We start from the raw sequence: 25,456 nt of genomic DNA, 5'->3' as shown, positions 1-25,456 counted from the left end.
ATCGCCCTGCCCGCCAATGTCCTTGCAGGTCAGGGCAGTTGCCGGGGCCATTGTCAGTGGCCGCTCGTAGCGTGAGGGGCATGGAGGAGACCCCATCGCGGTGGCCGGTGGAGCGGGTGCTCGCGCTCGCTCCCGACGCCGCCTCACGCACCGTGGGCGACCGGCTCGGGAAGCCGGGGCCCTGGTCCGGCACGGGTTGGTCGCCACCGTCGGACGACCGGGCGCCCGGGGCCGGCGGCACGGTGTGGGGACGGTGCGCGGACGGCTCCGGCCCGCCGTACGAGACCGTCGCCGACCTGTCCGGACCGGCGTTCCACTGCACGTGCCGCAGCCGCGAGGCACCGTGCGAACACGCCCTCGCCCTGCTGTCGCTGTGGGCGCGCGACGCCGGTACGGACGTCCCCGCCGCCGAACCACCCGAATGGGTGACACCATGGCTCGCCGCCCGCCCGGAGCCCCGCCCCGCCGGCCCCCGTACGGCCCGCGCCGATCCGCAGGCCGCCCGCCGCCGCGCCGAACGGCGGGCCCACCGGGTCGCCGCGGGCGCCGCCGAGCTGGAACAGCGCCTCGCCGACCGGCTGCGCGCCGGACTGGCCGCGCCCGACGCCCGGGACGGCCGCGTCTGGGACGAGATCGCCGCCCGCATGGTCGACGCCCAGGCGCCCGGACTCGCCGCCCGGGTACGGGAGTTGGCCGCCATACCGCACACCGGCACCGAGTGGCCCTCCCGGATGCTGGAGGAGAGCGGCCTGCTCCACCTCCTCGCCCGCGGCTGTCTGCGTGGCGACGCGCTGCCCGGGCCGCTGGCCGCCACCGTCCGGTCCCGCGTCGGCTTCACCGTCGAGGCGGCCGGGCTGCTCGCCGGCCGCACCGTGCGCGACCGCTGGCTCGTCCTCGCCCAGCACGACTCGGGCGACGAACGGCTGACGACCCGCCGGATCTGGCTGCACGGCCTGGACGGCGAACGCCCCGCCCTGCTGCTCTCCTACGGCGCCCGGGGCCGCCCGCCCGAGGTGTCGCTGCCGGTCGGCGCGGTGCTCGACGCCGAACTCGCCTACCACCCCGGCGCGATACGGCTGCGCGCCGCCCTCGGCCCACGCCACGGCGCCCCGGGCCCCGGCCCGGTACCCCCCGGCATCGGGGTGGAGGCGGCGCTGGACGCGTACGGGGAGGCGGTGCGTGCCGATCCGTGGCTGGAGGAGTGGCCGGTGGTGCTGGCCGGTGTGGTCCCGGTGCCGTGCGAGACCGGCTGGCAGCTGGCCGACGCGGGCGGCGCCTGGGCGCTCCCGGTGGACCGCCGCCGGATCGGCCGGCCCTCCCTGTGGCGACTGCCCGCCGTCTCCGGCGGCGATCCGGTCACCGTCTTCGGCACCCTGGGCCACCACGGCTTCGCCCCGCTGACCACCTGGGTGGCCCACGACCCGGCACGTCCCGAGGCGGTGGCGCTGTGACCGGCCGCGAACGCGCCCCGGCGCCGGCCACGCCCTCCTGGGCCGAGCTGGTCTCCGCCGCGCTCGTCGGCACCGACCGGCGGATACCCGCGGGGTTGGCCGCCGGGGCGGACGATCCGGCGGTGGCGCTGCTGGACGCGGCGGCGGTGGCCGCGGTGCGGCGGCGGGCCGGGGCGCGTCCGGTGCGCGCGGCCGTACGACCGCGGCCCGCCGTCCGGGACACCCGGCCGGTGGTGCCGCAGGCCGCCCGGGGCAGGCTCGCGGCGCTGCTGAGCGAACGGTCCGGCGCCGGTCCGTCCGCCGGCCGCCGCGGCACCGCGCCCAGCCTCGGCGAACTGCTGCCGCAGTGGCTGGCGGCGGCCAACGCGTACGGCTACCGCGCCCCCGAGGAAGCGCTGCCCGCGCTGCTGGACGCCGCCCGGGCCCGTACCGACCTGCGCCCCGACGCGCTCACCCTCGCCGGACCACGGGCCCTGTGGCTGGCCGAGCTCAACCCCGACTGGCGGTTCGCGCTGCGCGCCGCCAACCGCAGCGCCGCCGGGGACGCCGCCGCCGACCCGCGGGCCACCCGGCGACTGTGGGAGGAAGGGCTCTTCGCCGAACGCGTCGCCCTGCTCAGCGGGTTGCGCACCACCGACCCGGCGGCCGGCCTCGCCCTGCTGCGCACCACCTGGCAGCGGGAACGCGCCGAGGACCGGCTGATGTTCGCCGACTCGCTGCGCACCGGGCTGAGCCTGGCCGACGAGGACTTCCTGGAGCAGGCGCTCGCCGACCGCAGCCGCACCGTACGCGCCACCGCGGCCGAGCTGCTGGCCGCCCTGCCCGGCTCGGCGCTGGCCGCCCGGATGGGCGAACGGGCGGTGCGCTGCGTCTTCCTGCGCCACGGCGCGAGCGGTCCGCACATAGCCGTGGCCGCGCCGCATGCCTGCGACGCGGCGATGGAACGTGACGGGGTGAGCCCCGTTCCGCCGTCCGGCCGCGGCGAACGCGCCTGGTGGTTCGGGCAGTTGGTGGAGGCGGCGCCGCTGGCGGTGTGGACCCGGGTCTTCGGCGGACTGCGCCCGGAGGAGATCACCGCGCTGCCGGTGGACGACGACTGGCAGCCGGATCTGCACGCCGCCTGGTGCCGGGCGGCGGTACGGCAGCGCGACCCCGGCTGGGCGCGGGCACTGCTCGGGCCGCCGCCCGGCCCGGCGGGCGTGGTCGCCTCGATGGGCGACCCGGCCAAGCTGCTGTCGGTCCTGCCGGAGGACGAACGGGCGGCATGGGTCGCCCGCTTCATCGACTCCCACGGGCTCTCCGAGGCGTTCCAGATGCTCGGCGCCTGCGCGGTGCCGTGGGCCGAACCGCTGGGCCGCGCCGTGGTCGACGCCCTCGAGATCGCCCGCGAGGCGGGCAGCTACCCGTGGAGCTTCAGCGGCGTCATGGGCCTGGCCGAACGCTGCCTCGACCCCGCCCAGGCCAACCGCCTGACCCCCCTGACCGCCACCCCCGAAGACCCCCCCGACGGCTCCCCCGGCGCCACCGCCTACTGGACCGAAGCCTTCCAACGCCTCGTCAGCACCCTCCGCCTCCGCGCGGCGATGCTCTCCGAACTCGCCCCTCCACCCGCCCCGAGCTGAGCCCCGGGCGGGGCGGGGCCGACGGAGCCGGTCAGGGGCGAGCCAACGCCACCCCGGCGGGCTGAGCCCCCGGACCCAGCAAGCCGGGCGCACCCATGCAGACCGGGCGACCCCAAACGGGCGCGGCCCGAGCCGGACGCGACGGGCCCAGCAGTCCGGGCGAAGCCGAACGGGGCAGCGTCACGCGGCCCAGCCAAGCCGCCGGGCGGAAACCGGACAGGGGCGGAGCCACGCCAGGCCAGGTGCGGCCGAACAGGGGCCCCCGCCCCGGACGGGGCGGGACTCGTCGCTCGCCGGGCCGCATCGGGGTGCGGCCCGGTGGGGTCACGCTTCGGCGGGCTGGCGGACGTTGGCGCGGACCCAGTCGACCACGTCGCCGGTGGTGGTGCCGGGGGTGAAGATCGCGGCGACGCCGAGTTCCTTCAGCGGCGGGATGTCGGCCTCGGGGATGATGCCGCCGCCGAAGACCTGGATGTCGCGGGCGTCGCGCTCGGTGAGGAGTTCCAGGACCTTGGCGAAGAGCGTCATGTGGGCGCCGGACAGGATGGACATGCCGATCGCGTCGGCGTCCTCCTGGATCGCGGTGTCCACGATCTGCTCGGGGGTCTGGTGGAGGCCGGTGTAGATGACCTCCATGCCCGCGTCGCGCAGCGCCCGCGCGATGACCTTGGCCCCGCGATCGTGGCCGTCGAGACCCGGCTTGGCCACCACCACGCGGATCGGACCGGACACACCCATCACTGCCTCCATGCCGTGCCATCGCTGCTGTCGGGCGTAAGCGTGAACGAACGTTATCGCCAGCATCGCGCAGACGGCAGTTTCACGGGAGTCAGGGAGGGGGAAATCACACGTGGGACACGTTCGTAAGACGTTCGGCCCACCACCGCGTACCTCCACCGCTCCGCCGAGCGGCGCGTGGTCGTACCCGGGGCGCGCGGGCCGTACGTGATCCCGGAAAAGCCCCGGCCGGGCCGCCTCGCCGCCCTGCCGCCGTGCCGTGGGACGCACGGCGTCGTGCACGGCGGCCCGGCCGCCCCGTGGCCGCCCGGGACGGCACCGGACGACGCCGGACGACGCCGGCCCCGCACACGTCAGCACTCGCACGGCCGCCCACCGGGGCATACTGGCCGCGCTGTCCACCCGTGAGCCGCGACGGGGAGGTAGTCATGGGCGCGTCGACCGCCACCGGATCCGTCACCGCACCGCTGTCCGGGGTGCTCGCCGACGCCCTGCCCCGGTACGGCGCCGTACTGCGCGCGCTCGGGCTCGAACTCGCGGTCATCGCCGGGCATGTGCTGCTCTACCCCACCGGGCTGCGCCAGGAGCCGTTACCCCTCGCGCCCGGGTCCGCCGCGTCCACGGCCGTCGAGGCCGCCGCGACCGTACCGTTCACCGCCCGCCGGCCCGCCCGCCGCGCCGCCGTGCCGCGGGCCGCCGCCGACGCCCGGCCGCCCGTCCTCCTCCTGCACGGCTTCGTCGACAACCGTTCGATCTTCCTGCCGCTCCGCCGCAGCCTGCGCCGGCACGGCTGGCAGCGGGTGCACGCGGTCAACTACTCGCCGCTGACCCCCGACATACGGCAGGCCGCGGCCGTGCTCGGCCGGCAGGTGGAGTCGCTGTGCGAGCAGTCCGGGCACGCCCGGATCGACATCGTGGGGCACAGTCTCGGCGGGCTGATAGCGCGGTACTACGTGCAACGGCTCGGCGGGGACGCCCGGGTCCGCACCCTGGTCACCCTCGGCACCCCGCACAACGGCACCCGCGTCGCGCCGTTCGCCGACACCCACCCCATCGTGCGGCAGATGCGCCCCGGCTCCGAACTCCTGGCCGAACTCGCCGAACCCGCGCCCGGTTGCGCCACCCGCTTCATCGCCTTCTGGAGTGATCTCGACCGGATCATGGTCCCCGCCGAGACCGCCCGGCTCGACCACCCGGACCTGACCGCCGGCGACGTCCCCGTGCACGCCGTCGGACACCTGTCGCTGCTGTTCAGCCGCCGGATCGCGGCCGGGGTGCGGGAGGCGTTGCAGCACGCCGAGGAGGCCGCCGGGACCGCCGACGCCGCCTGATTCGACCGCGCTTCCCTCGCGCGCCTGCCCGAAAACACGCCGAGATTGTCGCCGTCCGGTAACGGGGGATAGAGTCCCGGGCAATTCCCGTGCTGCCGAGGCGAAAGAGACGTTGGGCGGTGGACGATCGTCACCCGTCGGGGCTCACCGGAGCGAGCGCCGACCACAGCACCTACGGCTACGGGTACGGGTACGGGTACGACGGGTACGCGACGAACACGTACCACGGCCTCGCCACCGCCTACGGCACGCCCTACGACCCCTGGGCCGACACCTTCGGCCACCATGTATACGGCGGGTACGAGGAGCACACCGCATACCCCGCGCCCGACGGCGGCTGCGAACCGTACGGCGGGACGCACGCGTACACCGTGCCGGACCACCTCTTCGCGGACCACCCCTACGGCGGCCACGCGCGGACGGCCTTCCTCCCGGAGGAGGTCACCGAGGAGACCCTCGCCGCGGAATCCCTCGGCGACGACTACCGCACCGACGACTTCCGCACCGACGGCTTGCGCACCGAAGACCTCCACACCGCGCAGCCCCCCGCCACCGGGTCCGCCGTCCCCGGTGCCCCGCGGGCCGGCCGGCGTCGCCGGGGCGGGCGGCCGGGGCGGGCGGCGCGGTCCACGGCGGCGGTGAAGCGCTCCGCGATGCTCACCATCGCCGTGCCGTCGGTCGCCGTCATGGGCGTGGCGGCGGCGGCCGTGACCAGCGTGGCCGCCGAACAGGACGCCGCGCCGGCGGCCCAGGCCGCGCCCGACGCGCCCGTCCCCGTCGTCCAGACCCGGTTCGACCAGCAGCTCTCCGGGCTGACCCGGAACGCCGACGACTTCGCGGCCCGCGCCGGACGGGCCCAGCAGCGGCTCGACCTCAAGCAGCGGCAGGCCGCCGAGGCCAAGCGCAAGGAGGAGGAAGCCAGGCGCAAGGAGGCGCTGCGCCCCAAGTTCGCGCTGCCGGTCACCCAGCGCGGGCTGAGCGCCTACTTCGGCCAGTCCGGCGAGCACTGGATGTCGGTGCACACCGGGATCGACTTCCCGGTCTCCGAGGGCACCCCCGTCATGGCCGTCACCGACGGCACCGTGCGCACCCAGTGGAACCCGGCCTACGGCAACATGGCCATGGTGACGGCGCCCGACGGCACCGAGACCTGGTACTGCCACCTGTCGGGCACCCGCATCCGGGGCGGACGGGTGCAGGCCGGGACGGTCATCGCCTACTCCGGCAACACCGGCAACACCACGGGCCCGCATCTGCACTTCGAGGTGCGGCCGGGCGGCGGCGCCCCGGTGGACCCGCTGCCCTGGCTGCTGGAGCACGGCATCGACCCGCGCTGAGGCGGCGCCGCTACAGCTTCTCCACCGGCGCGTACCGCAGCAGCAGCCGCTTCGGCTTCTCCTCGCCGAAGTCCACCGTCGCCTCGGCGTTGTCACCGCTGCCCTTGACGGAGACCACGGTGCCCAGGCCGAAGGTGTCGTGGGTGACCCGGTCGCCCACCGAGAGCGCGACCACCGGCCGCTCCTTGGCCCGGCGGGTGGCGAAGCCGGAGGGGCCCGCCTTGGCGCCGCCGCCCCGGCCGGAGCCGAGCACCGAGGAGGCGCTGGAGACCAGGGCCGAGGGCGTCGAGCCGCCGGTGCGCTTCCAGTGGAGCAGCTTCTCCGGGATCTCCTCCAGGAAGCGCGACGGCGGGTTGTACGAGGGCTGGCCCCAGGCGCTGCGCATCGCCGACCGCGTCACGTACAGCCGCTCGCGGGCCCGGGTGATGCCCACGTAGGCGAGGCGGCGCTCCTCCTCCAGCTCCTTGGTCTGGCCGAGCGCGCGCATGTGCGGGAAGACGCCGTCCTCCATGCCGGTCAGGAAGACCACCGGGAACTCCAGGCCCTTGGCGGTGTGCAGGGTCATCAGCGTGATCACGCCGTTGCCCTCGCCCTCGTCCTCGTCCGGGATCTGGTCGGAGTCGGCCACCAGCGCGACCTGCTCCAGGAAGTCCGCGAGGCCCCCCTCGGGCTGCTCCTGCTCGAACTCCAGGGCCACCGCCGCGAGTTCCTGGAGGTTCTCCACCCGGGTCTCGTCCTGCGGGTCGCTGGACGCCTGGAGTTCGGCGAGGTAGCCGGTGCGCTCCAGGACGGCTTCGAGGACGGTGGCCGGGCCGGTGCCGGACTCGGCGACGGTACGCAACTCGTCCATCAGCTCGTTGAACCGGCGGACGGCGTTGGCGGAGCGGGCCGCCATGCCGTAGGCGTCGTCCACCCGGCGCAGCGCCTGCGGGAAGGTGATCTTCTCGCGCAGCCCGAGCGCCTCGATCATCGCCTCGGCGCGGTCGCCGATGCCGCGCTTGGGCACGTTCAGAATCCGGCGCAGCGAGACCGCGTCCTCCGGGTTGGCCAGCACCCGCAGGTAGGCCAGGATGTCGCGGACCTCCTTGCGCTCGTAGAAGCGCACCCCGCCGACGACCTTGTAGGGCAGGCCGACGCGGATGAAGATCTCCTCGAAGACCCGGGACTGGGCGTTGGTGCGGTAGAAGACCGCCACGTCGCCGGGGCGGGCGTCGCCGGCGTCGGTGAGCCGGTCGATCTCCTCGGCGACGAACTGCGCCTCGTCGTGTTCGGTGTCGGCGACGTAGCCGGTGATCCGCGGGCCGTCGCCGGCCTCGGTCCACAGGTTCTTCGGGCGGCGGCCGGTGTTGCGCTCGATCACCGCGTTGGCGGCGGACAGGATCGTCTGCGAGGAGCGGTAGTTCTGCTCCAGCAGGATCGTCGTCGCCGTCGGGTAGTCCTCCTCGAACTGGAGGATGTTGCGGATGGTGGCGCCGCGGAAGGCGTAGATCGACTGGTCGGCGTCGCCCACCACGCACAGTTCGGCCGGGCCGTCGCCCTCGCGGGGGCCCTCGCCGGTGGCGGTGCCGGAGGCGGGGCCCACCAGTTCGCGTACGAGCGTGTACTGCGCGTGGTTGGTGTCCTGGTACTCGTCCACCAGCACGTGCCGGAAGCGGCGGCGGTAGTGCTCGGCGACGTCCGGGAACGCCTGGAGCAGGTGGACGGTGGTCATGATGATGTCGTCGAAGTCGAGGGCGTTGGCCTCGCGCAGCCGCGCCTGGTAGAGCGCGTACGCCTCGGCCAGCTTCTTCTCGAACGGGTTCTCCGCGCGGGCGGCGAAGGTCTCCTCGTCGATCAGCTCGTTCTTGAGGTTGGAGACCTGGGCGCTGAACGACTTGGGCGGGAACTGCTTGGGGTCCAGGTCGAGATCGCGGCAGACCAGCGCCATCAGCCGCCGCGAGTCGGCGGCGTCGTAGATCGAGAAGCTGGAGGTGAAGCCGAGCTTCCTGCCCTCGCGGCGCAGGATGCGCACGCACGCGCTGTGGAACGTGGAGACCCACATCGCGGCCGACCGGGGGCCGACGAGCTGCTCGACGCGCTCCTTCATCTCCCCGGCGGCCTTGTTGGTGAAGGTGATCGCCAGGATCTGGCCCGGGTGGACATGGCGGGCGGCCAGCAGGTGGGCGATGCGGTGGGTGAGCACCCGGGTCTTGCCCGAGCCGGCCCCGGCGACGATGAGCAGCGGGGAGCCGGAGTGGACGACGGCGGCGCGCTGCTGCTCGTTGAGGCCCTCCAGCAGCGTGGCCGGGTCGACCACCGGGCGCGGCGCCCCGTCGCGGTAGTGGGCGTCCCGGGGCAGGGGCGCGTCGTACCTGCCGCCGAACAGGTCGTCCGGCAGCTCTTCCGGCGCGTGCTCGTGCTCCGGGTCCGGCGGTGGCGGGGGCTCCTCGCCGGCGGGTCCGAGGTCGGCCAGGAAGCTGTCGTCGAAGAGGCTGCTCATCGTCGTACGAGTCTATGCGGCGGCACCGACAGCGCGGGCCCGCTCCGTGGGTCCGGCCGGAGGCGGCGGTGGGCCGGGTGCCAAAGATCACAGAACGGTTTCGGAGAAATCACGTCCCGGCCTTCACATCAGCCACACGCGTTCGCTAGCGTGCTCGATCAGGCGGCCGTCCCCAACTCGGCGAAGGCGTCGAGACGGTACGCCTCCGCTGAGTCCGGCGTGGCCGGAACCGGGGAACCACACGCAGGACTTGGGGTGAATCGGCCGGCGCGTAACCGTGCGCGAGGGCCGTAGGGCGGCCTTCCGAAGCCCGAACCCGACAGCTAACCCGGTAGGCGGTCCACGGAAGGAGCGCCCGCGTTGGCGTCGCACCGCAAGCCCCGTACGCCCCTGTCCCGAACGCTCGCCGGCGCCGGGCCGCGGGCCGCGATCGGGATCACCTCGGCCGCCCTGGCCACCATGACCCTGCTGAGCGAGACGGCGACGGCCGCCCCCGCCAAGCCGCCGCAGCCCTCCATCGAGGACGTGCAGCGCCAGGTCGACTCGCTCAACCACCAGGCCGAGGTCGCCACCCAGCGGTACAACCAGGCCGCGGAGTCCACCGCAGCCCAGCGCCGCAAGGCCGACCAGCTCCTCGACCAGATGGCCCGCGGCGCGCAGCAGATCAACGAGTCACGGCGGGCGCTCGGCCAGTTCGCCGCCGCCCAGTACCGCACCGGCGGCCTCGGCCAGACCGCGCAGTTCTTCCTCGCCGACGACCCGCAGCAGTACTTCGACCAGACGCACCTGATGTCCCGGGAGACGGCCAAGCGGCGGCAGGTCGTCGCCCGGTTCGAGACCCAGCAGGTCACCGCGGCCCGCAAGCGCGCCGAGGCCGCCAAGAGCCTCCAGTCGCTCAGCGACGCCCAGCGCGAACTGGCCGACCAGAAGCGGGCGGTGCAGCAGAAGCTCACCGAGGCGCAGAACCTGCTCAACAGCCTCACGGCGCAGGAGAAGGCGCGGCTCGCGGCGCTGGAGAAGCAGAAGGAGGCCGAGGCGGAGCGCGCCGCCGCCCGCCTCGCCGCCCAGCAGCAGCACGACCAGTCCGGCTCGTCCTCGGACGCCTCGGGGACCTCCGGCACCCCGGCCGGCGGCTGGCGCGACGGCTCGGCCTCCACCCGGGCCGCCAAGGCGATCGCCTTCGCCCGGGAGCAGCTCGGCAAGCCCTACGTGTGGGGCGCCACCGGGCCCAACTCCTTCGACTGCTCCGGGCTGACCCAGGCCGCCTGGCAGGCCGCCGGGGTCTCCCTGCCGCGCACCACCTGGGACCAGGTCAAGGCCGGCACCCGGGTCTCCACCTCCGAGCTGCAACCCGGTGACCTGGTCTTCTTCTACGGCGACATCAGCCACGTCGGCCTGTACATCGGCGGCGGCCAGATGATCCACGCCCCGCACACCGGCACCGTGGTGAAGATAGCCCCGGTCACCGAGATGCCGATCTACGGCGCGGTGCGCCCGGCGTAGTCCGCGGGCGCGCGGACACGACAAGGGGCGCGGACCGTCCGGCCCGCGCCCCTCGTTTCGTTCACCCCTCGCGGCGGATCACGTCCACAGCACCGCGATGAAGATGTTGGCCATGGTCAGCCCGCCGACCGCGCCGACGACGCCCTTGGGCACCCGCTCCTCGTCCCGCTTGACGTAGACCAGGCCCAGGATCACCACCAGGACGGCGATCTTCACCCCGAACTTCACGTAGTTCAGGTGGTAGTGCTGGGCCTCGTTGAGCCCCATCAGCACGATGCCGGTGACCAGCATGGTCAGCGCGCCGTGCAGCATCGCCGGGACGATCCGGGCTTCCCCGCGGCCCAACGCCTTCATCTGGGTCAGGAAGCCGCCGAGCAGCGCGGCGATGCCGATGATGTGCAGGCCGACGAAGAGGTGAATGAGTACGTCCATGACGGCGAGCGTATGCGGCCCCCGTCCGGGATCTTGACGCGGGTACGGCCCCGGGAAACGGACGGCGCGGGGCCGTCCTTACCACCGGTGACCGCCGCCCCGGACCGGAACGCTCCGTCCGGTCCCGCTCGGCATCCGTCCGCCCGGCATCCGTTCACCCACGGTCACCGGGCGATACGGGGACGATCCCTTACCGCCACTCCCGGTCGTTCACCTCCCTACCCGTTACCCCGGCGTCTACCGTCCCTCACCAGCCCCATCACCCACCAGAACCCGGCTGGAAACGGAGCGTCATCGCCGTGCCCTCGCACCGAAAACCCAAGCAGTGGCTGCTCAACGGCGCCGGAAGCCGTCTGGTGGCCCGTACCGCCGCCACCCTCGCCATGGCCGGCGCGGCCACCGCCACCGCGGCCGCCGCCGACGGCCACGCGGTGCCCGCCCCGCACCACCGCGCCCCGGAGGCGGTCACCGCCCCCGACACGGCCGCCACCACCGCCGCCGCCCAGGCCGTCGCCTACGCCTACGCGCAGCTCGGCAAGGCCTACCGGTGGGGCGGCACCGGACCGGACGGCTACGACTGCTCCGGGCTGACCCAGGCCGCCTGGCGGGCCGCCGGGGTCGCCCTTCCGCGCACCACCTACACCCAGATCTCCGCCGGAACCCCGGTGACCCGCGACCGGCTCCGCCCCGGCGACCTGGTCTTCTTCCACGGCGTGCGCCACGTCGGCCTCTACGTGGGCCACGGCCGGATGATCCACGCCCCGCACCCCGGCTCCCACGTGCGGCTGGCCCCGGTGGACGAGCACCCGCTCAGCGGCGCGGTGCGCCCGGCCTGACCGGCGCCCGGCTCAGACCAGCCGACGCGCCGCCGCCCAGCGGGTCAGCTCGTGCCGGTTGGACAGCTGCAACTTCCGCAGCACCGCGGAGACATGGGACTCCACCGTCTTCACCGAGATGAACAGCTGCTTGGCGATCTCCTTGTAGGCGTAGCCCCGGGCGATCAGCCGCAGCACCTCCCGCTCACGCTGGGTGAGCCGGTCGAGGTCCTCGTCGACCGGCGGCGCGTCGGTGGAGGCGAAGGCGTCGAGCACGAACCCGGCCAGCCGCGGCGAGAAGACGGCGTCCCCGTCGGCCACCCGGAAGATCGAGTCGACCAGGTCGGGGCCGGTGATCGTCTTGGTGACGTAGCCGCGGGCGCCGCCGCGGATCACCCCGATCACGTCCTCGGCCGCGTCCGAGACCGACAGCGCCAGGAACCGCACCGGCCGCTCCGGGTCCGCGCTCAGCGTGGCGCAGCGCCGCAGCACCTCCACCCCGCCGCCGCCCGGCAGGTGCACGTCGAGCAGGACCACGTCCGGCCGGGTGCCGGTGACCACCGCCACCGCCTGGTCGACGTCGGCGGCCTCCCCCACGACCTCCACCCCGGTGGCCCCGGTGTCGCCGATCTCGGCCTGGACACCGGTACGGAACATCCGGTGGTCGTCCACCAGCACCACCCGTACCCGCCTCGGGGTCTGCGCCTCGTCGCTCATCCCGCCGACCTTCCCATCTCCAGTTCCACTTCGGTCCCCCCGCCCGGCGCGGCGCGCAGCCGCGCCTCGCCGCCGTTGCGCTTCATCCGGCCGATGATCGACTCGCGTACGCCCATCCGGTCGTCCGGAACCTGGTCGAGGTCGAAGCCGGGACCGCGGTCCCGCACCGAGACGAAGACCTTCTCCTCCTCGGCCTCGGCGTACACCTGGACGGGTTCGTCGCCACCGTACTTGGCCGCGTTCACCATCGCCTCACGCGCCGCCTGGATCAGGGCGCCCAGCGTCCCGTCGAGCGGGCAGTCGCCGACGCAGACCACCTCCACCGGGACCCCGTGCTGGTCCTCCACCCCGGCGGCGGCCCGGCGGACAGCCTCGGCCAGGGTGGCCGGCTCGTCCTCGCGGCCGGTGCCCTCGGGGCGGTAGAGCCAGGCGCGCAGTTCGCGTTCCTGGGCCCGGGCCAGCCGGGCCACCTCGCGCGGGTCGTCGGCGCGGCGCTGGATCAGGGTGAGGGTGTGCAGCACGGAGTCGTGCACGTGGGCGGCGACCTCGGCGCGTTCCTGGGCCCGTATCCGCTCGCGGCGCTCGGCGGAGAGGTCCTGGGTCATCCGCACCACGTAGGGGCCGGTGAGCAGGGCGATGCCGACGATCACGGCGAGGGACGCCTGCAGGACGGTGCCGAGGTTGCCGATCGAGCCGCGGACCACCAGGAAGCTGGTGAACCCGGCGGCCATCAGGATCACCCCGGCCGCGCCGCGCGCCACCGGCAGCCACCGCTTGCTGCGGCTCATCTCCACCCAGCGGGCCCGCCGGGCGTTGTCGGCCTGCCGCCACACCAGGGTGACCCCGGCCGCGCTCAGCAGCGTCGGCCACACGTACGCGGCGTCGCCCATCCGCAGGTTGCGCAGCAGGACGAAGAACCCGGCCGCCATCACCAGCAGCGCCAGCACGTGGCCCCGGTCCACCCGCCGCCCGGACGGCGTGGCGCGCAGCGCGCCCGGCCGCGTCTCGGCGACCCCGCCGACCCCCAGCGGAACGACGAACCAGAACGCCGCGTACAACGGCACCCCGAGACCGCCGATGGTGGCCAGCAGCACGAAGGCCAGCCGTACCCAGGCGACCGGCAGTCCGAGGTGTCCGGCGAGACCGCGGGCCACCCCGCCGATCATGCGCCCTTCCGAACTCCGGTAGAGCCGTGGCGGGGCGTCGTCCAACTCGCCGTGGACGGACCCGGCGGGCGCGGTACTGGCTGACATGATCCGATCGTCACACGACAGCGGGCGGGCAGGCATCAGGGTACGCCCCTGAGAACCCCCGGGGCCGGTCCCCGGCCTCGCCACCCTCCGGCGGCCCGCGTAATCAGGGTTCGACCAGGGTCGTCACCGATACCGGCCGGGGTGGCCGGGCGGTCACCATGGAGCCATGACGCACGACGACCACACCCCGCACGCCGGCCGGCCCGGCGACGGGCCCGGTGACTTGGGCGGCCACCCGGGCGGCGACCGGGCGACGCCCCCGCCCGGCACCGGCCCGCGGCGCGCCGGGGGCCCGGCCGAGCAGGCCGCGCCGCCGGCCCCGACCCTGCGGCGCAGCACCCGCCAGAAGGTCCTGGGCGGGGTGTGCGGCGGCGCCGGCCGCTACTTCGGCATGGACCCGGTGATCTTCCGCGTCGTCCTGTCGATCCTCGCCCTCACCGGCGGCATCGGGCTGATCGTCTACGGCATCGGCTGGCTGCTGATCCCGCTGGAGGGCGAGGACGAGACCGAGCTGCACCGGCTGCTCACCGGGCGGATCGACGGCGCCGTGCTCACCGCGCTGCTGCTCACCCTGGCCGGCACCGGCTTCTTCCTGTCCACCCTGGACAACGGCGACACCCAGTCGTTCTCGCTCTGCCTGCTGGCGGTGACCGCGGCGGCCGTGTACTGGTCGCGGCGGCGGCGCGCGGCGGCGCCCACCGGGCCGGAGGGCGGCGAGACCGCGGCCTCGGCCGCCTCCCCCGTCGCGCCCCCGGCCCCCCAGCCGCCGCCCACCACGGCCGGCCCCTCCTGGTGGCGCGAGCCCCGCGGCACCACCGGCTACCTGTGGGGACCGGAGGACGCCTCGGCCACCCCGCCGGTGAACCTGGAGAAGGAGACCCCGCCGGGCACCACCGCCGCGCAGCCGCCCGTCTGGACGCCGCCCCCGCGTCCCGCGCCCCGGGAACGCCGGCCGGGCACCGGGCTGGGGCTGGCCACGTTCTCCCTGGCCGTGGCGGTGGCGGCGCTGGTGATGACGCTCACCTGGCCGCACCATCCGCTCGGCACCACGCTGGAGGCCGGACTGGTCGCCGCCCTCGCGGTCTTCGGGCTCGGCCTGGTGGCCGGCGCCTTCCTCGGCCGCTCGGGGGGCGGCACCATCACCTGGGCGCTGATCACCTGCGCCCTGCTGGCCGGGGCCGCGGTCCTGCCCAAGTCGGTCGGCACCGACTGGCACGACGTGGTCTGGCGCCCGGCGGACGCGACCCAGGTCCAGCCGCACTACCAACTCGGCACCGGACAGGCCGAACTGGACCTGACCGGGGTGCGCCTCGGCGGCCGGACGCTCGACGCCGGCGCCGACGTGGGCGCCGGACGCCTGCGGGTCCTGGTGCCGAAGGACGCCACCGTCGAGGTCTCCGCCAAGGTCGGCCTCGGTGACGTCCGCCTCCCCGGCGACCAGCGGGTGTCGGGCGGCCCCTGGGTGGAACGTTCCGCCCTGCTCGGTCCGGCGGCGGGCACCGCGTCGTCGGGTACGGTCCAGCTCACGCTGCACGTGGGCACGGGAGAGGTGGAGGTCGTCCGTGACCAGTCGTCGTGAGTCCCGTCGTCCCTTGCGGACCGGCACGCTCGTGGCCGGCCTGGTCTTCCTGGCCGTGGCCGCCGGCTTCGCCCTCGACGTCGCCGGCGCGTGGCACCCCCGGGTGACCTTGCTGGTGCCCGTGGTGCTCGGCGGCATGGCGCTGGCCGCCGTCACCGGGGCGGTGACCGGGGCGGTGCGCGAGCACCGGGCCCGCGACGACGGCTGAGCCCCCGGGCGTCAGCGGCCGGCCTCGGAGCTGCCCGGGAGCGGTCCGGCCTGCGGGGGCACCGCCTCGGCGCACCGGCCGGGGTAGGTGTCCCGCAGCTCGTAGGGCATGCGGCGCCGGCCGTCGCGCGGCACCTCCGGCGGCGGCTCGGGGCGGGACGCCTCGTACCCCACGGGTGCCATGCCGTCGTGGCCGGGGCCGTGGTCCTCGGCGACCCGCCGGGTGCGGTACTCCTCCGCGGTGCGCCAGCTCCCGGACCGCGGCTGCGGTGCCGCCGCCGGACCGCGCGGCGCCCACCGCGGCCGGCCGCGGTGCATCACCCCGTAGAAGATCCCCACGAACGCCATGGCGCCGATGAAGCCGATGCCCATCAGCAGCGGTCCGACGATGAAGTAGTCGGCGGCGAGGGACTGCGTGCTCAGCGTGATCATCTGCCAACACCTGCCCGATTCCGCGCGAAAGGCGCGAATCACTCGGTGCGGGCATGGTAACTCCCGTGCGCCACCCCGCGTCAGCGCAGCAGATCGGGCTCGGCGCGCACGGTCTGCTGATGGAGCGGCTGGTAGTTGATCCAGGCGACGAGGTCGTTGCCGAGCTGGTCGCGGGTGCGTACCGCGTTCTCGTGGGAGATCGCCACCGGCTTGCCGGCCGCCTTGGCCGCGAGCTGCACCTGGCAGGAGCGTTCCATGGTGATGAACCACCAGGCGGCGGCGTCCACCGAGTCACCGACGGTGAGCAGACCGTGGTTGCGCAGGATGACGGCCTTGTGCGGCCCGAGCGCCTCGGCGATCCGGCGCCCCTCCTCGGTGTCGACCACGACCCCGGTGTAGTCGTCGAAGAGCGCGTGGTCCTCGTAGAACGCGCACACGTCCTGGGTGATCGGCTCCAGCAGCTCCCCCAACGCCGCCAGCGCCCGCCCGTACGTGGAGTGACTGTGCGCCGCCGCCACCACGTCCGGCCGCGCCCGGTGCACCTGTGAATGGATGGCGAACGCCGCCTGGTTGACGTGGTAGCGCCCCTCCACGACCTGCCCGTCCTCGTTGACCAGGATCAGGTCGCCCACCGTCACGTGCCGGAACGACATCCCGAACGGGTTGACCCAGAAATGGTCCGTGAACTCCGGATCCCGCGCCGTGACGTGCCCGGCCACCCCCTCCTCGAACCCGAACCGCCCGAACAACCGCAACGCCGCCGCCAGCCGCTCCTTCCGGTACCGCCGCTCGGCCACCACGTCCCCCCCGAACCGCGGCGGCATCTCGAACTCCAGCCGCTCCACGGGTATCGCCCCCGGCGGCCTCCTCGGCGTCCCTGCTTCCGTCATGCGCGGAAGTTACCCCCAGGTACCGGAGATGGCCAGAGCGAGGACGGCTACAGCCGGTCGATCTCGGTGAGGTCGATGTCGACGGTGAAGGGGACGTCGAGCTTGAGGTGGTCGCGGTGGATGCCGGTGACGACGTAGGTCCTGGTCGTCGGGTCGAGTTCGTAGACGTAGACGGCCGGGTGCTTCTTGTCGCCGGTCTTCTCGACCCGCCAGAAGTGCGGGATTCCGGCTTGCGCGTATTTGTGCGGCTTGGTGTCCCGGTCACGAGCCTCGGAGTCTGGGGAGACGACCTCGACGGCGATGAGTACGTCGTTGGCCTCATATCGGGTCTGGTCGAGATCGGCGTCCGCCTCCGCCCGTACCACGACCAGATCGGGCTCCAGCACAGTGCGCTTGCTCAACACGACCGCCATCTCCCGCCGTACCCGGAAGTCTTCGGGAATCGTCCGGCGTAGACCGTTGTCCAGCAACAACATCGTCAAGGTGTGGAAACGCCGCTGCGGACTCACGAAGACCAAACGCCCGTCGATCAACTCGGTGTGCGGCGGGAGGTCGGGCAGGGTGAACAGATCGTCCACGGTGTAGCCGTCACGCGGAGGCTCGGGCCACGGCGAGGCGGTGGCGGGCAGCGACTCGGCAGTCATGGTTCCTCCCATGGACGGGATCCTGCACCGTATGAAGAGCGTACCCGGCGGAAACGGCCGCGCCGCCACCCGAAAGTGCGGGTGGCGGCGCGGCCGTTGACATGTTCGAGAGGGCTACTCCCACTCGATGGTGCCCGGGGGCTTGCTGGTGACGTCGAGGACGACGCGGTTGACGTCGCGGACCTCGTTGGTGATGCGGGTGGAGATGCGGGCCAGGACGTCGTAGGGGAGGCGGGACCAGTCGGCGGTCATCGCGTCCTCGGAGGAGACCGGGCGCAGCACGACCGGGTGGCCGTAGGTACGGCCGTCGCCCTGGACGCCGACCGAGCGGACGTCGGCGAGCAGGACCACCGGGCACTGCCAGATCTCGCGGTCGAGACCGGCCGCGGTCAGCTCCTCGCGGGCGATGGCGTCGGCGTCCCGCAGCAGGTCGAGCCGGTCGCGGGTGACCTCGCCGATGATCCGGATGCCCAGGCCCGGGCCGGGGAACGGCTGGCGCCAGACGATCTCGGCGGGCAGCCCCAGCTCCTCGCCGACCTTGCGCACCTCGTCCTTGAAGAGCTTGCGCAGCGGCTCGACCAGCCGGAACTGGAGGTCCTCCGGCAGGCCGCCGACGTTGTGGTGCGACTTGATGTTGGCGGTGCCGGTGCCGCCGCCGGACTCCACCACGTCCGGGTAGAGCGTGCCCTGGACCAGGAACTCCACGGACTCCCCGTGCGCACCGGCCTCGGCGACCACCTCGGCGGCGGCCTGCTCGAAGACCCGGATGAACTCCCGGCCGATGATCTTCCGCTTCTCCTCCGGGTCGGTCTTCCCGGCGAGCGCGGCCAGGAACCGCTCCTGCGCGTCGACGACCTTCAGCTGGACGCCGGTGGCGGCCACGAAGTCCTTCTCGACCTGCTCGCCCTCGCCCTTGCGCAGCAGCCCGTGGTCGACGAAGACGCAGGTCAGCTGGTCGCCCACGGCCTTCTGCACCAGGGCCGCGGCGACCGCGGAGTCCACGCCGCCGGACAGCCCGCAGATGACCCGCTTGTCCCCGACCTGCTCCCGGATGGCGGCGACCTGCTCCTCGACCACGTTGTGCGTGGTCCAGGTCGGCTCCAGACCCGCCCCGCGGTACAGGAAGTGCTCCAGCACCTGCTGGCCGTGGGTGGAGTGCATGACCTCGGGGTGGTACTGCACCCCGTACAGCCGCCGCTCGTCGCACTCGAAGGCGGCGACCGGGACGGCGTCGGTGGAGGCCGTCACCGTGAAGCCCTCGGGCGCGGCCGAGCAGGCGTCACCGTGCGACATCCACACCGACTGCTCCTCGGGCGTGCCCTGGAAGAGCGTCGAGCCGGGGCGCGAGACGTGCAGCGGGGTGCCGCCGTACTCACGGGCGCCGTTGTTGTCCACGGTGCCGCCGAGCGACTGGGCCATCAGCTGGAAGCCGTAGCACATGCCGAAGACGGGGACGCCCGCCTCGAACAGCGCGCGGTCGAGCTTCGGGGCGCCCTCCTCGTACACCGACGAGGGGCCGCCGGAGAGGATGATCGCCTTCGGCTTCTTGGCGAGGATCTCGGCGACCGGCATGGTGCTGGGCACGATCTCGCTGTACACCCGGGCCTCACGGACGCGGCGGGCGATGAGCTGGGCGTACTGCGCACCGAAGTCGACGACCAGAACAGTGTCGGGAGGGGCGGGGGTCGCTGCTGCCACGGACGGCCTTCCGGCTGTTGCTACAAGGGATCGGAGGCCAATTCTACCGTTGGTACGAAACGAACCGGCCGGCTCGGCCGCCGGGACCGGCCGGAACGCTGGCCGCGCCCGCCCGGGTCGGGCATAATGGGCGCATGTTCAACGGCACGCGCTTCTCCTTTACCTATGGCACCGGCTGGTCCGGCTGCCATGGTCGTGCTGTCTGAACACCTTCAGACCTCACCCCCAGCGCCCCGGACCGGCTCGGTCCGGGGCGCTGGTCGTTTTCGTCCGGCCGCCGCTCCTCGGGCCGTACGGGGCGGATCCCCCCGAGGAGAGACCACCATGAGCGTCCAGACCCCGGGCACCGAGGCGACCGGTGCCCGTACCGAGGAGGCCGCCGCGCTGATCGGCGGCGCCCGGGACCGCATCGACGACCTCGACGAGCGCATCCTCGCGCTGGTCGAGGAACGGATGGCGGTCTCGGCGGCGATCCAGCGGGCCCGCATCGCCTCCGGCGGCCGGCGGGTCAGCCTCACCCGCGAGATGGAGATCATCGGCCGCTACCACGAACGGCTCGGCAAGCCCGGCACCGCGCTGGCGATGACGCTGCTGGAGCTGTGCCGGGGCCGGGTGTGAGGTTCCCCGCGGCGGGTGCCGTCGGCCCGCCGGGGCCGACATCACCCGTACGGCGCGTGACCCGTCGCGCGCGGTGTTCGTTGGGCCAGGTGTCCGTTCCAGCCAGGCACGGTCGGGATTGCAAGTAGGGATCGATCCACGCGTGGAGACCACCTAGGCGCAGCTAGGTGGAGACACCGGGGCGATGAGGCGTGCCTGGGTTGCACGTCGTGGGACCTCGCCCCGGTGACAGTGGCCGGACAGCAGGGGACAGCGGTCCGGCCGCGACAGTAAAGAGGCGGTCGGTCCCGGGGACGCCCGGGGCCGGCCGCTCTGCGAGCGTCGTACGCACGACCCTACCCACCCGGCACGGCCCGCGCGGCCGTCCGCCCCTCGATCGAGTGAGAGCGGCCGGGTCTGTGATCTTCTTCACGTAAGTTACCGGCGGCGCCTGGGCAACTGCCCGGTTCGCGCGTTCTGCGCCCCCCGTCGCCGGGCACCGGTCGGCGCGCCATCGGCCGCGGGCTCTACGATCAGCGCGCCGCACCGCGCGCCCCCCACCGCGACGGCCGCCCCCCCTTCTCAGACCTGACCAGGTCTCGACCCTGAAGAGGTCACCATGAAGCTCCGCCGTGCCCTGGTCGCGGCCGCGACGACCGCTGCCATAGCACCGGTCGCCCTGTCGACGGCCGCCGCGGCCTACGCCGACGGTCCCGCCGCCCCCACGGCCACCGCGTCCGCCGGCGCCGCCGACGAGCACGCCGGCACCGCCACCGGCCCGACCCCCACCGCCTCCACCACCGTCACCGGCCCCAACGGCACCGGCACGGACGACGGCAAGGGCACCGGCGCCGGGGAAGCCCCCGCCGGGCACAGCGGCCACGGCGACGGCACCGCCCCCGGCAACGGCCGTCCGGCCACCGGCGGCCAGGCCACCACCTCCGCGCCGGCCACCCCCGCGGCCACCCCGACCCCGTGCGACGCCTCCGGCGGCCAGCAGGACCCGGACTCCGCGCTCCAGCTCGCCGTCACCGGTCTGCCCGGCAAGGTCGTCGCGGGCAGCGGCTGGCACGCCTTCACGCTCACCGCCGCCAACCCCAGCGACAACCCGCTGGGCGAGGTGAAGTGGTTCACCGTGGTGGACAACCTCTCCACCAGCCAGAACGAGAAGGACTGGCTGCTCACCCACACGCACCTGCAGTTCTTCGACGCCGGCAGCCACTCCTGGCTCTCGGTCGAGCAGCAGACGCACACCACCGGCATCGCGTTCAGCCAGACCTCGCTGGGCGCGCACAAGAAGGTGGACATCCCGATGCGGGTGACCGTCGACGCCAAGGCGCCGGCCGGGGCCGCCACGGCGATCGGCTTCGGCGCCTACCTGGACACCGCGAAGAACTGCGTGCACCAGTCGTACGCCGAGTACGACTTCACCGTGCTCGCCGCGGGCAGCAAGCCGGCCGGCGGAACGGGGCAGGCCAGGCCGAACCCGACCGCCAAGCCGCCGGCGAAGATCCGGCCGCAGACCGGCGGGGTCAAGGAGCTGCCGGCCACCGGCACGCTCGCCGAGACCGGTTCGCCCTCCCAGCTGCCGCAGATCGCCGCGGCCGGCGCCGCGGCCGTGGTGATCGGTGCCGCCGCGATCGTCCTGGTCCGCCGCCGCTCCCGCCGCGCCTCCGCCTGACCCTCCCGCCACACCCGCGCCCGAAGGCCCGCGTCCGCAAGGCGGTTTCTAGGGGTCGTCGCAACACGTGGTCGTGTTGATCAGGCCGCGAGCAGTTTATGCAGGCGCTCGGCTGGGGTTTCCCAGCCGAGCGTTTTGCGTGGGCGGCCGTTGAGTTCGGCAGCGACGGCGTCCAGGTGCTCGCGGGTGTGGACGGACAGGTCGGTGCCCTTGGGGAAGTACTGCCGCAGCAGGCCGTTGGTGTTCTCGTTGGAGCCGCGCTGCCAGGGGCTGGCCGGATCGCAGAAGTAGACCGGGATGTCGGTGGCGATGGTGAACGCGCCGTGCGCGGCCATCTCCGCGCCTTGGTCCCAGGTCAGCGAGCGCACCAGGTGGGCGGGCAGCGTCTGGACGGTGTCAGTCAGGGCGTCACGGACGTGCTCGGCGCTGCGGCCGTCGGGCAGGTGCAGGAGCATGACGTAGCGGGTGGCTCGTTCGACCAGGGTGCCGATGGCGGAGGCTCCGTCCTTGCCGATGATGAGGTCGCCCTCCCAGTGGCCGGGCACGGCCCGGTCTTCCGCCTCGGCGGGCCGTTCGCTGATCATCACCATGGGAGTGGAGAACCGCGGTTGGCGCTGCTGGGCCTGGCGGCGAGGCTTGCGCCGGGCGCGGCCGGTCCGCAGGGCGCGGGCCAGCTCGCGGCGCAGCTCTCCCCGGCCCTGGACATAGAGGGCCTGGTAGACCGTCTCGTGGACCACGTGCATCTCCGGCCGCTGGGGGAACTGTGCCCGCAGAGCCTGGCAGATCTGCTCGGGGCTCCACCGTAGATGCAGGCGATCCTGGATGAAGCGCCGCAGTTCGGGGTTCTGGCTGATCTTCCCCGGCTTGGGGCGGGGCCGGCGGGCATCGGCACGGGCCTGGGCTGCGTGTGGTCGGTACTGGCCGTTGCCCGGATGCCGGTTGCGGCGGATCTCGCGGCTGACGGTCGACGGGCTGCGGCCCAGCTCGGCCGCGATCGCCCGAACCGTGGCCTTCTCCCGCAGCCGGTCGGCGATGTAGATCCGGTCGTCCTCGCGCAGGTACCGGGACGGACCAGAAGGCGGCACCACCGCGTGGATCGGTGGCGCCGCCTTCTGCCGGCGGTCCGCGCTGCGGCCGTTCCGCCATCGCCGGCCGGTCTTCTCGTTGATACCGACGATCCGGCACGCCTCTTTGTTGCTCAGGCCCTGCTGCATGAGTTGGGAGTATGCCTCCCGCTCACGCAGCAGCTTCTTGGGCCCCTGAGCCACCGTCCGGATCTCCCGGATCTTGAAGTCCATCGCAGCATCCCCTGAACTGGGGTGTTGCGACGACCACTAGAACGGAAGAGGGGGACGCGGGCCTTCGCCCGTCGCGCCCGTGATGGAGACGGTCGTTTATTGCGCGGAAGTGACGATTCCGGGACCGGATGAGGCATGTTCCGGGGCGATCATGGACCAGTCGCGCGGCAACGGGCCTTCTGCGCCGATCATCCCGTGGGGGGAAATGATGTCTTCGTCTTCCGGTCACCGTATCCGCCTGGTGGGTGCGGCTGCCGCCGCCGCTGCCGTCGTCACCGGGGTCTGCGCCGTGCCCGCCGCGGTCGCGGCGCCCGTCCCGGCCGCGTCGTCCGGCTCGCACGCCGCGGTGAAGCCGGTCTCCGCGCAGGAGGGGACCGTCACCGACACCATCGGCGGGCTCTCCTCGGCGACCGCGCCGCTCACCCCCACGCGTCCGGTGGCGTTCTCGCTGACCGTGGCGGCCGACCGCGACAGCCACTTCACCGGCACCCTGAGCACCAGGATCAACTTCTGCCCGCCGGTGGACCCGTTCACCATGCCCACGGTGAGCCTGCAGGCGTACGAGAACGGCACGTGGGTGACGGTGCCGGCGACCGACGGCGCCTACACCTGGGAGCTGCCCGCCATCCCGGCCGGGATGACCACCGGCGACCTGCACACCTACCAGTTGCGGTTCGTCGAGGCGGCCTCGTCCGCTCCGCGCACCGGCGAGATGCAGGCGAACTTCGCGGCCTTCACCGACCAGGACAGCCGGCCGGTGCAACTGGTGGGCCAGGCGTACGGCACCGTCACCCTGGGCCGCACCGCGGGCCGCTGAGCCGGTGGCCGGTGGTGGCCCCGCCCCGTACCGGCGGGGCCACCACCGTCACCCCTCCGGCCGCGCCGGCACCTTGGGGACCGGCAGGACCAGCGCGGCGAACGCCTCCTTCGGCACCGCGGGGCGGCGCGGGGTCACCGGGGCGACGCGCTGGTAGGGGGTGCCCTGGGCGGGGCGGGGGTCGTGGTCGCCCTTGTTGGGCCACAGCGCCATCGCCCGTTCCGCCTGGGCCGTGATGGTCAGGGAGGGGTTGACGCCGAGGTTGGCGGAGACCGCGGAGCCGTCCACCACGTGGATGCCGGGGTGGCCGTGGAGCCGGTGGTAGGGGTCGATGACGCCGTGGTCGGGGTCGGCGCCGATGGGGCAGCCGCCGAGGAAGTGGGCGGTCATGGGGATGTCCGCGATCTCGCCGATGCTGCTGCCGGGGAAGCCGTTGATCTCCTCGGCGAGCACCCGGGCCGCCTCGGCGCCCTCGGGTATGTGGGTGGGGTTGGGCGCCCCATGTCCCTGACGTGCCGTCAGAAGTCCCTTGCCGGGGCCCTTGCGCCGGCGGTACGTGGTCAGCGAGTTGTCGGCGGTCTGCATCACCAGGCCGATGATGGTCCGTTCCGACCAGCGCCGGTTGGACAGTGAACGCAGCGCCAGCCAGGGGTGTTTGGCGCTGTGGGCGAGGAACTGCGCCCAGCGCGGCGCCCGTCCGCCGTACGGGACCTGGAGCACGGAGAGCGCGCCCATGGCGTTGGAGCCCTTGCCGTAGCGGACCGGCTCGATGTGCGTGGTGTCGTTGGGGTGGATGGAGGAGGTGATGGCGACGCCCCGGGTGAAGTCGGCCCGGGGCTCGCCGTGCGCCGCGCGGTAGCGGCGGTCGTCGGTCTGGGCGCCCACCAGCGCCTCGGAGTTGGTGCGGGTCAGCTCGCCGAGCCGGGGCGACAGGCGCGGCAGGTCGCCCCGGTCGCGCATGGCGTGCAGCAGCGTCTGGGTGCCGTAGGTGCCGGCCGCGAGGACGACCTGACGGGCCCGCAGCACGCTGGGCCGGGTGCCGCGCCGCCGGTCGGTGGGGACGGTGGCCACCAGATGGCCGCCGGAGCCGTCCTCGGTGACCCCGACGACGGTGGTCATCGGGTGGATGACGGCGCCGGCCCGCTCGGCGAGGTACAGGTAGTTCTCGGTGAGCGTGTTCTTGGCGCCGTGGCGGCAGCCGGTCATGCACTCGCCGCACTGGACGCAGGCGCGCCGGGCCGGTCCCGCGCCGCCGAAGTAGGGGTCGGGCACCTCCTCGCCGGGGCGGGCGGTCACCGTGCCGTCGGCGTCCTCGCCGTCGCCGAAGAAGACCCCGACCGGCGCCAGATGGAACGTTTCGCCCACCCCCATCCGCTCGGCCGCCGCCTTCAGATGGACGTCGGAAGGGGTCATCGTCGGGTTGAGCCGCACCCCCAGCATCCGTCTGGCCTGGTCGTAGTAGGGCGCCAACTCCTCGCGCCAGTCGGTGATCTCCCCCCACTGGCGGTCGGTGAAGAACGGTTCCGGCGGGACGTAGAGGGTGTTGGCGTAGTTGAGCGAGCCGCCGCCCACCCCGGCGCCGGCCAGCACCAGGACGTTGCCCAGCAGGTGGATCCGCTGGATGCCGTAGAGCCCGAGGGCGGGCGCCCACAGGTAGTCGCGCACCCGCCAGGAGTTCTTCGGCAGCGTTCCGCGGGCGAACCGGCGGCCGGCCTCCAGCACCCCGACCCGGTACCCCTTCTCGGTCAGCCGCAGCGCGGCGACCGACCCGCCGAACCCGGAGCCGACGACGATCACGTCGTAGTCGTAGCGGTCGTCCCCGTCGTGGCCGTCGTCGGGGCGCGCCTGATGGCTCGGGTCCTCGCCGGCGGCGGCCGGCCCCTGCCCGTGCGGTTCCTCGGACACGCGAACGTTCCTCCCGTCTCGGTGGGGTGG

General features: G+C 73.8%; 20 protein-coding genes, 2 pseudogenes and 1 riboswitch. Of the genes and pseudogenes, 11 read left to right on the top strand and 11 right to left on the bottom strand.

Annotation, left to right across the window (positions count from 1 at the left end; genetic code table 11):
• Positions 1 to 80 precede the first annotated feature (80 nt).
• Complete coding sequence (locus SCATT_RS17460; RefSeq protein ID WP_014144415.1) at positions 81 to 1,451, top strand: hypothetical protein; 1,371 nt, start codon at positions 81 to 83, stop codon at positions 1,449 to 1,451.
• A complete protein-coding gene (locus tag SCATT_RS17455; protein ID WP_014144414.1) occupies positions 1,448 to 3,073 on the top strand; it encodes a DUF5691 domain-containing protein in 1,626 nt (541 codons plus the stop codon). Before SCATT_RS17460 ends, SCATT_RS17455 begins: the two co-directional genes overlap by 4 nt.
• A gap of 324 nt (positions 3,074 to 3,397) precedes the next feature.
• Here SCATT_RS17455 and SCATT_RS17450 read toward each other — a convergent pair whose 3' ends face one another.
• Positions 3,398 to 3,811, bottom strand: a complete 414-nt coding sequence (locus tag SCATT_RS17450; protein ID WP_014144413.1) for a cobalamin B12-binding domain-containing protein — start codon at positions 3,809 to 3,811, stop codon at positions 3,398 to 3,400.
• Between the two features lie 428 nt (positions 3,812 to 4,239).
• Here SCATT_RS17450 and SCATT_RS17445 point away from each other — a divergent pair, with 428 nt between their 5' ends.
• The gene (locus SCATT_RS17445; protein ID WP_014144412.1) at positions 4,240 to 5,142 is read left to right on the top strand and encodes a lipase family alpha/beta hydrolase; all 903 of its coding nucleotides are present in this window, start codon (positions 4,240 to 4,242) and stop codon (positions 5,140 to 5,142) included.
• A 632-nt stretch (positions 5,143 to 5,774) separates the two neighbouring features.
• Positions 5,775 to 6,479, top strand: a pseudogene (locus tag SCATT_RS36565) (M23 family metallopeptidase); the annotation flags it as partial.
• Positions 6,480 to 6,489: 10 nt separating this feature from the next.
• Here the strand turns inward: SCATT_RS36565 and pcrA are convergent.
• Positions 6,490 to 8,958: a DNA helicase PcrA gene (gene pcrA / locus SCATT_RS17435; RefSeq protein WP_014144410.1), complete on the bottom strand. Its 2,469-nt coding sequence runs from the start codon at positions 8,956 to 8,958 to the stop codon at positions 6,490 to 6,492.
• Positions 8,959 to 9,154: 196 nt separating this feature from the next.
• Positions 9,155 to 9,311, top strand: a riboswitch (cyclic di-AMP (ydaO/yuaA leader).
• Positions 9,312 to 9,318: 7 nt separating this feature from the next.
• Here pcrA and SCATT_RS17430 point away from each other — a divergent pair.
• On the top strand, positions 9,319 to 10,461 hold the full coding sequence (locus tag SCATT_RS17430; RefSeq protein WP_014144409.1) for a C40 family peptidase: 1,143 nt from the start codon (positions 9,319 to 9,321) through the stop codon (positions 10,459 to 10,461).
• Positions 10,462 to 10,539: 78 nt separating this feature from the next.
• Here the strand turns inward: SCATT_RS17430 and SCATT_RS17425 are convergent, their stop codons facing one another.
• Positions 10,540 to 10,893 (bottom strand): hypothetical protein, encoded by a 354-nt coding sequence (locus tag SCATT_RS17425; RefSeq protein WP_014144408.1) that lies wholly within the window; start codon positions 10,891 to 10,893, stop codon positions 10,540 to 10,542.
• Between the two features lie 362 nt (positions 10,894 to 11,255).
• Here SCATT_RS17425 and SCATT_RS40765 point away from each other — a divergent pair.
• A pseudogene (locus tag SCATT_RS40765) lies at positions 11,256 to 11,729 on the top strand (C40 family peptidase); the annotation flags it as partial.
• Between the two features lie 12 nt (positions 11,730 to 11,741).
• Here SCATT_RS40765 and SCATT_RS17415 read toward each other — a convergent pair.
• Positions 11,742 to 12,425: a LuxR C-terminal-related transcriptional regulator gene (locus SCATT_RS17415; RefSeq protein WP_014144406.1), complete on the bottom strand. Its 684-nt coding sequence runs from the start codon at positions 12,423 to 12,425 to the stop codon at positions 11,742 to 11,744.
• Complete coding sequence (locus tag SCATT_RS17410; RefSeq protein WP_014628231.1) at positions 12,422 to 13,678, bottom strand: ATP-binding protein; 1,257 nt, start codon at positions 13,676 to 13,678, stop codon at positions 12,422 to 12,424. The genes SCATT_RS17415 and SCATT_RS17410 overlap by 4 nt, the downstream gene beginning before the upstream one ends.
• A 166-nt stretch (positions 13,679 to 13,844) precedes the next feature.
• On the opposite strand from SCATT_RS17410, the gene SCATT_RS17405 reads away from it, so the two are divergent.
• Positions 13,845 to 15,257 (top strand): PspC domain-containing protein, encoded by a 1,413-nt coding sequence (locus tag SCATT_RS17405; RefSeq protein WP_014144404.1) that lies wholly within the window; start codon positions 13,845 to 13,847, stop codon positions 15,255 to 15,257.
• Positions 15,241 to 15,465 carry a hypothetical protein gene (locus SCATT_RS17400; RefSeq protein ID WP_157894835.1) on the top strand — a complete coding sequence of 75 codons (225 nt, stop codon included), beginning with the start codon at positions 15,241 to 15,243 and terminating at the stop codon, positions 15,463 to 15,465. Before SCATT_RS17405 ends, SCATT_RS17400 begins: the two co-directional genes overlap by 17 nt.
• Positions 15,466 to 15,476: 11 nt before the next feature.
• Here the strand turns inward: SCATT_RS17400 and SCATT_RS17395 are convergent, their stop codons facing one another.
• From SCATT_RS17395 to guaA, 4 genes are all read right to left on the bottom strand, one after another.
• Positions 15,477 to 15,896 (bottom strand): hypothetical protein, encoded by a 420-nt coding sequence (locus SCATT_RS17395; RefSeq protein WP_014144402.1) that lies wholly within the window; start codon positions 15,894 to 15,896, stop codon positions 15,477 to 15,479.
• Positions 15,897 to 15,976: 80 nt separating this feature from the next.
• On the bottom strand, positions 15,977 to 16,786 hold the full coding sequence (locus SCATT_RS17390; protein WP_173405643.1) for a class II aldolase/adducin family protein: 810 nt from the start codon (positions 16,784 to 16,786) through the stop codon (positions 15,977 to 15,979).
• A 47-nt stretch (positions 16,787 to 16,833) separates the two neighbouring features.
• On the bottom strand, positions 16,834 to 17,430 hold the full coding sequence (locus SCATT_RS17385; protein WP_014144400.1) for a Uma2 family endonuclease: 597 nt from the start codon (positions 17,428 to 17,430) through the stop codon (positions 16,834 to 16,836).
• A 114-nt stretch (positions 17,431 to 17,544) separates the two neighbouring features.
• Positions 17,545 to 19,128, bottom strand: coding sequence for a glutamine-hydrolyzing GMP synthase (gene guaA, locus SCATT_RS17380; RefSeq protein WP_014144399.1), 1,584 nt, complete (start codon positions 19,126 to 19,128; stop codon positions 17,545 to 17,547).
• Between the two features lie 324 nt (positions 19,129 to 19,452).
• Between guaA and SCATT_RS17375 the strand changes: the two genes are divergently transcribed.
• Both SCATT_RS17375 and SCATT_RS17370 read left to right on the top strand, forming a co-directional pair.
• A complete protein-coding gene (locus tag SCATT_RS17375) occupies positions 19,453 to 19,746 on the top strand; it encodes a chorismate mutase (protein ID WP_014144397.1) in 294 nt (97 codons plus the stop codon).
• Between the two features lie 598 nt (positions 19,747 to 20,344).
• Positions 20,345 to 21,406: an LAETG motif-containing sortase-dependent surface protein gene (locus SCATT_RS17370; RefSeq protein WP_014144396.1), complete on the top strand. Its 1,062-nt coding sequence runs from the start codon at positions 20,345 to 20,347 to the stop codon at positions 21,404 to 21,406.
• A gap of 80 nt (positions 21,407 to 21,486) precedes the next feature.
• Here the strand turns inward: SCATT_RS17370 and SCATT_RS17365 are convergent, their stop codons facing one another.
• Positions 21,487 to 22,620 carry an IS30 family transposase gene (locus SCATT_RS17365; RefSeq protein WP_407696650.1) on the bottom strand — a complete coding sequence of 378 codons (1,134 nt, stop codon included), beginning with the start codon at positions 22,618 to 22,620 and terminating at the stop codon, positions 21,487 to 21,489.
• A gap of 325 nt (positions 22,621 to 22,945) precedes the next feature.
• Between SCATT_RS17365 and SCATT_RS17360 the strand changes: the two genes are divergently transcribed.
• Positions 22,946 to 23,521 (top strand): hypothetical protein, encoded by a 576-nt coding sequence (locus SCATT_RS17360; protein ID WP_106433131.1) that lies wholly within the window; start codon positions 22,946 to 22,948, stop codon positions 23,519 to 23,521.
• A gap of 48 nt (positions 23,522 to 23,569) precedes the next feature.
• On the opposite strand, the gene SCATT_RS17355 is transcribed toward SCATT_RS17360, so the two are convergent.
• Positions 23,570 to 25,426 carry a GMC oxidoreductase gene (locus SCATT_RS17355; RefSeq protein WP_014144393.1) on the bottom strand — a complete coding sequence of 619 codons (1,857 nt, stop codon included), beginning with the start codon at positions 25,424 to 25,426 and terminating at the stop codon, positions 23,570 to 23,572.
• Between the last annotated feature and the right edge of the window lie 30 nt (positions 25,427 to 25,456).

Source organism: Streptantibioticus cattleyicolor NRRL 8057 = DSM 46488, assembly GCF_000240165.1.
Lineage (GTDB): Bacteria > Actinomycetota > Actinomycetes > Streptomycetales > Streptomycetaceae > Streptantibioticus > Streptantibioticus cattleyicolor.
This window is presented reverse-complemented; position numbering and strand designations above follow the sequence as displayed.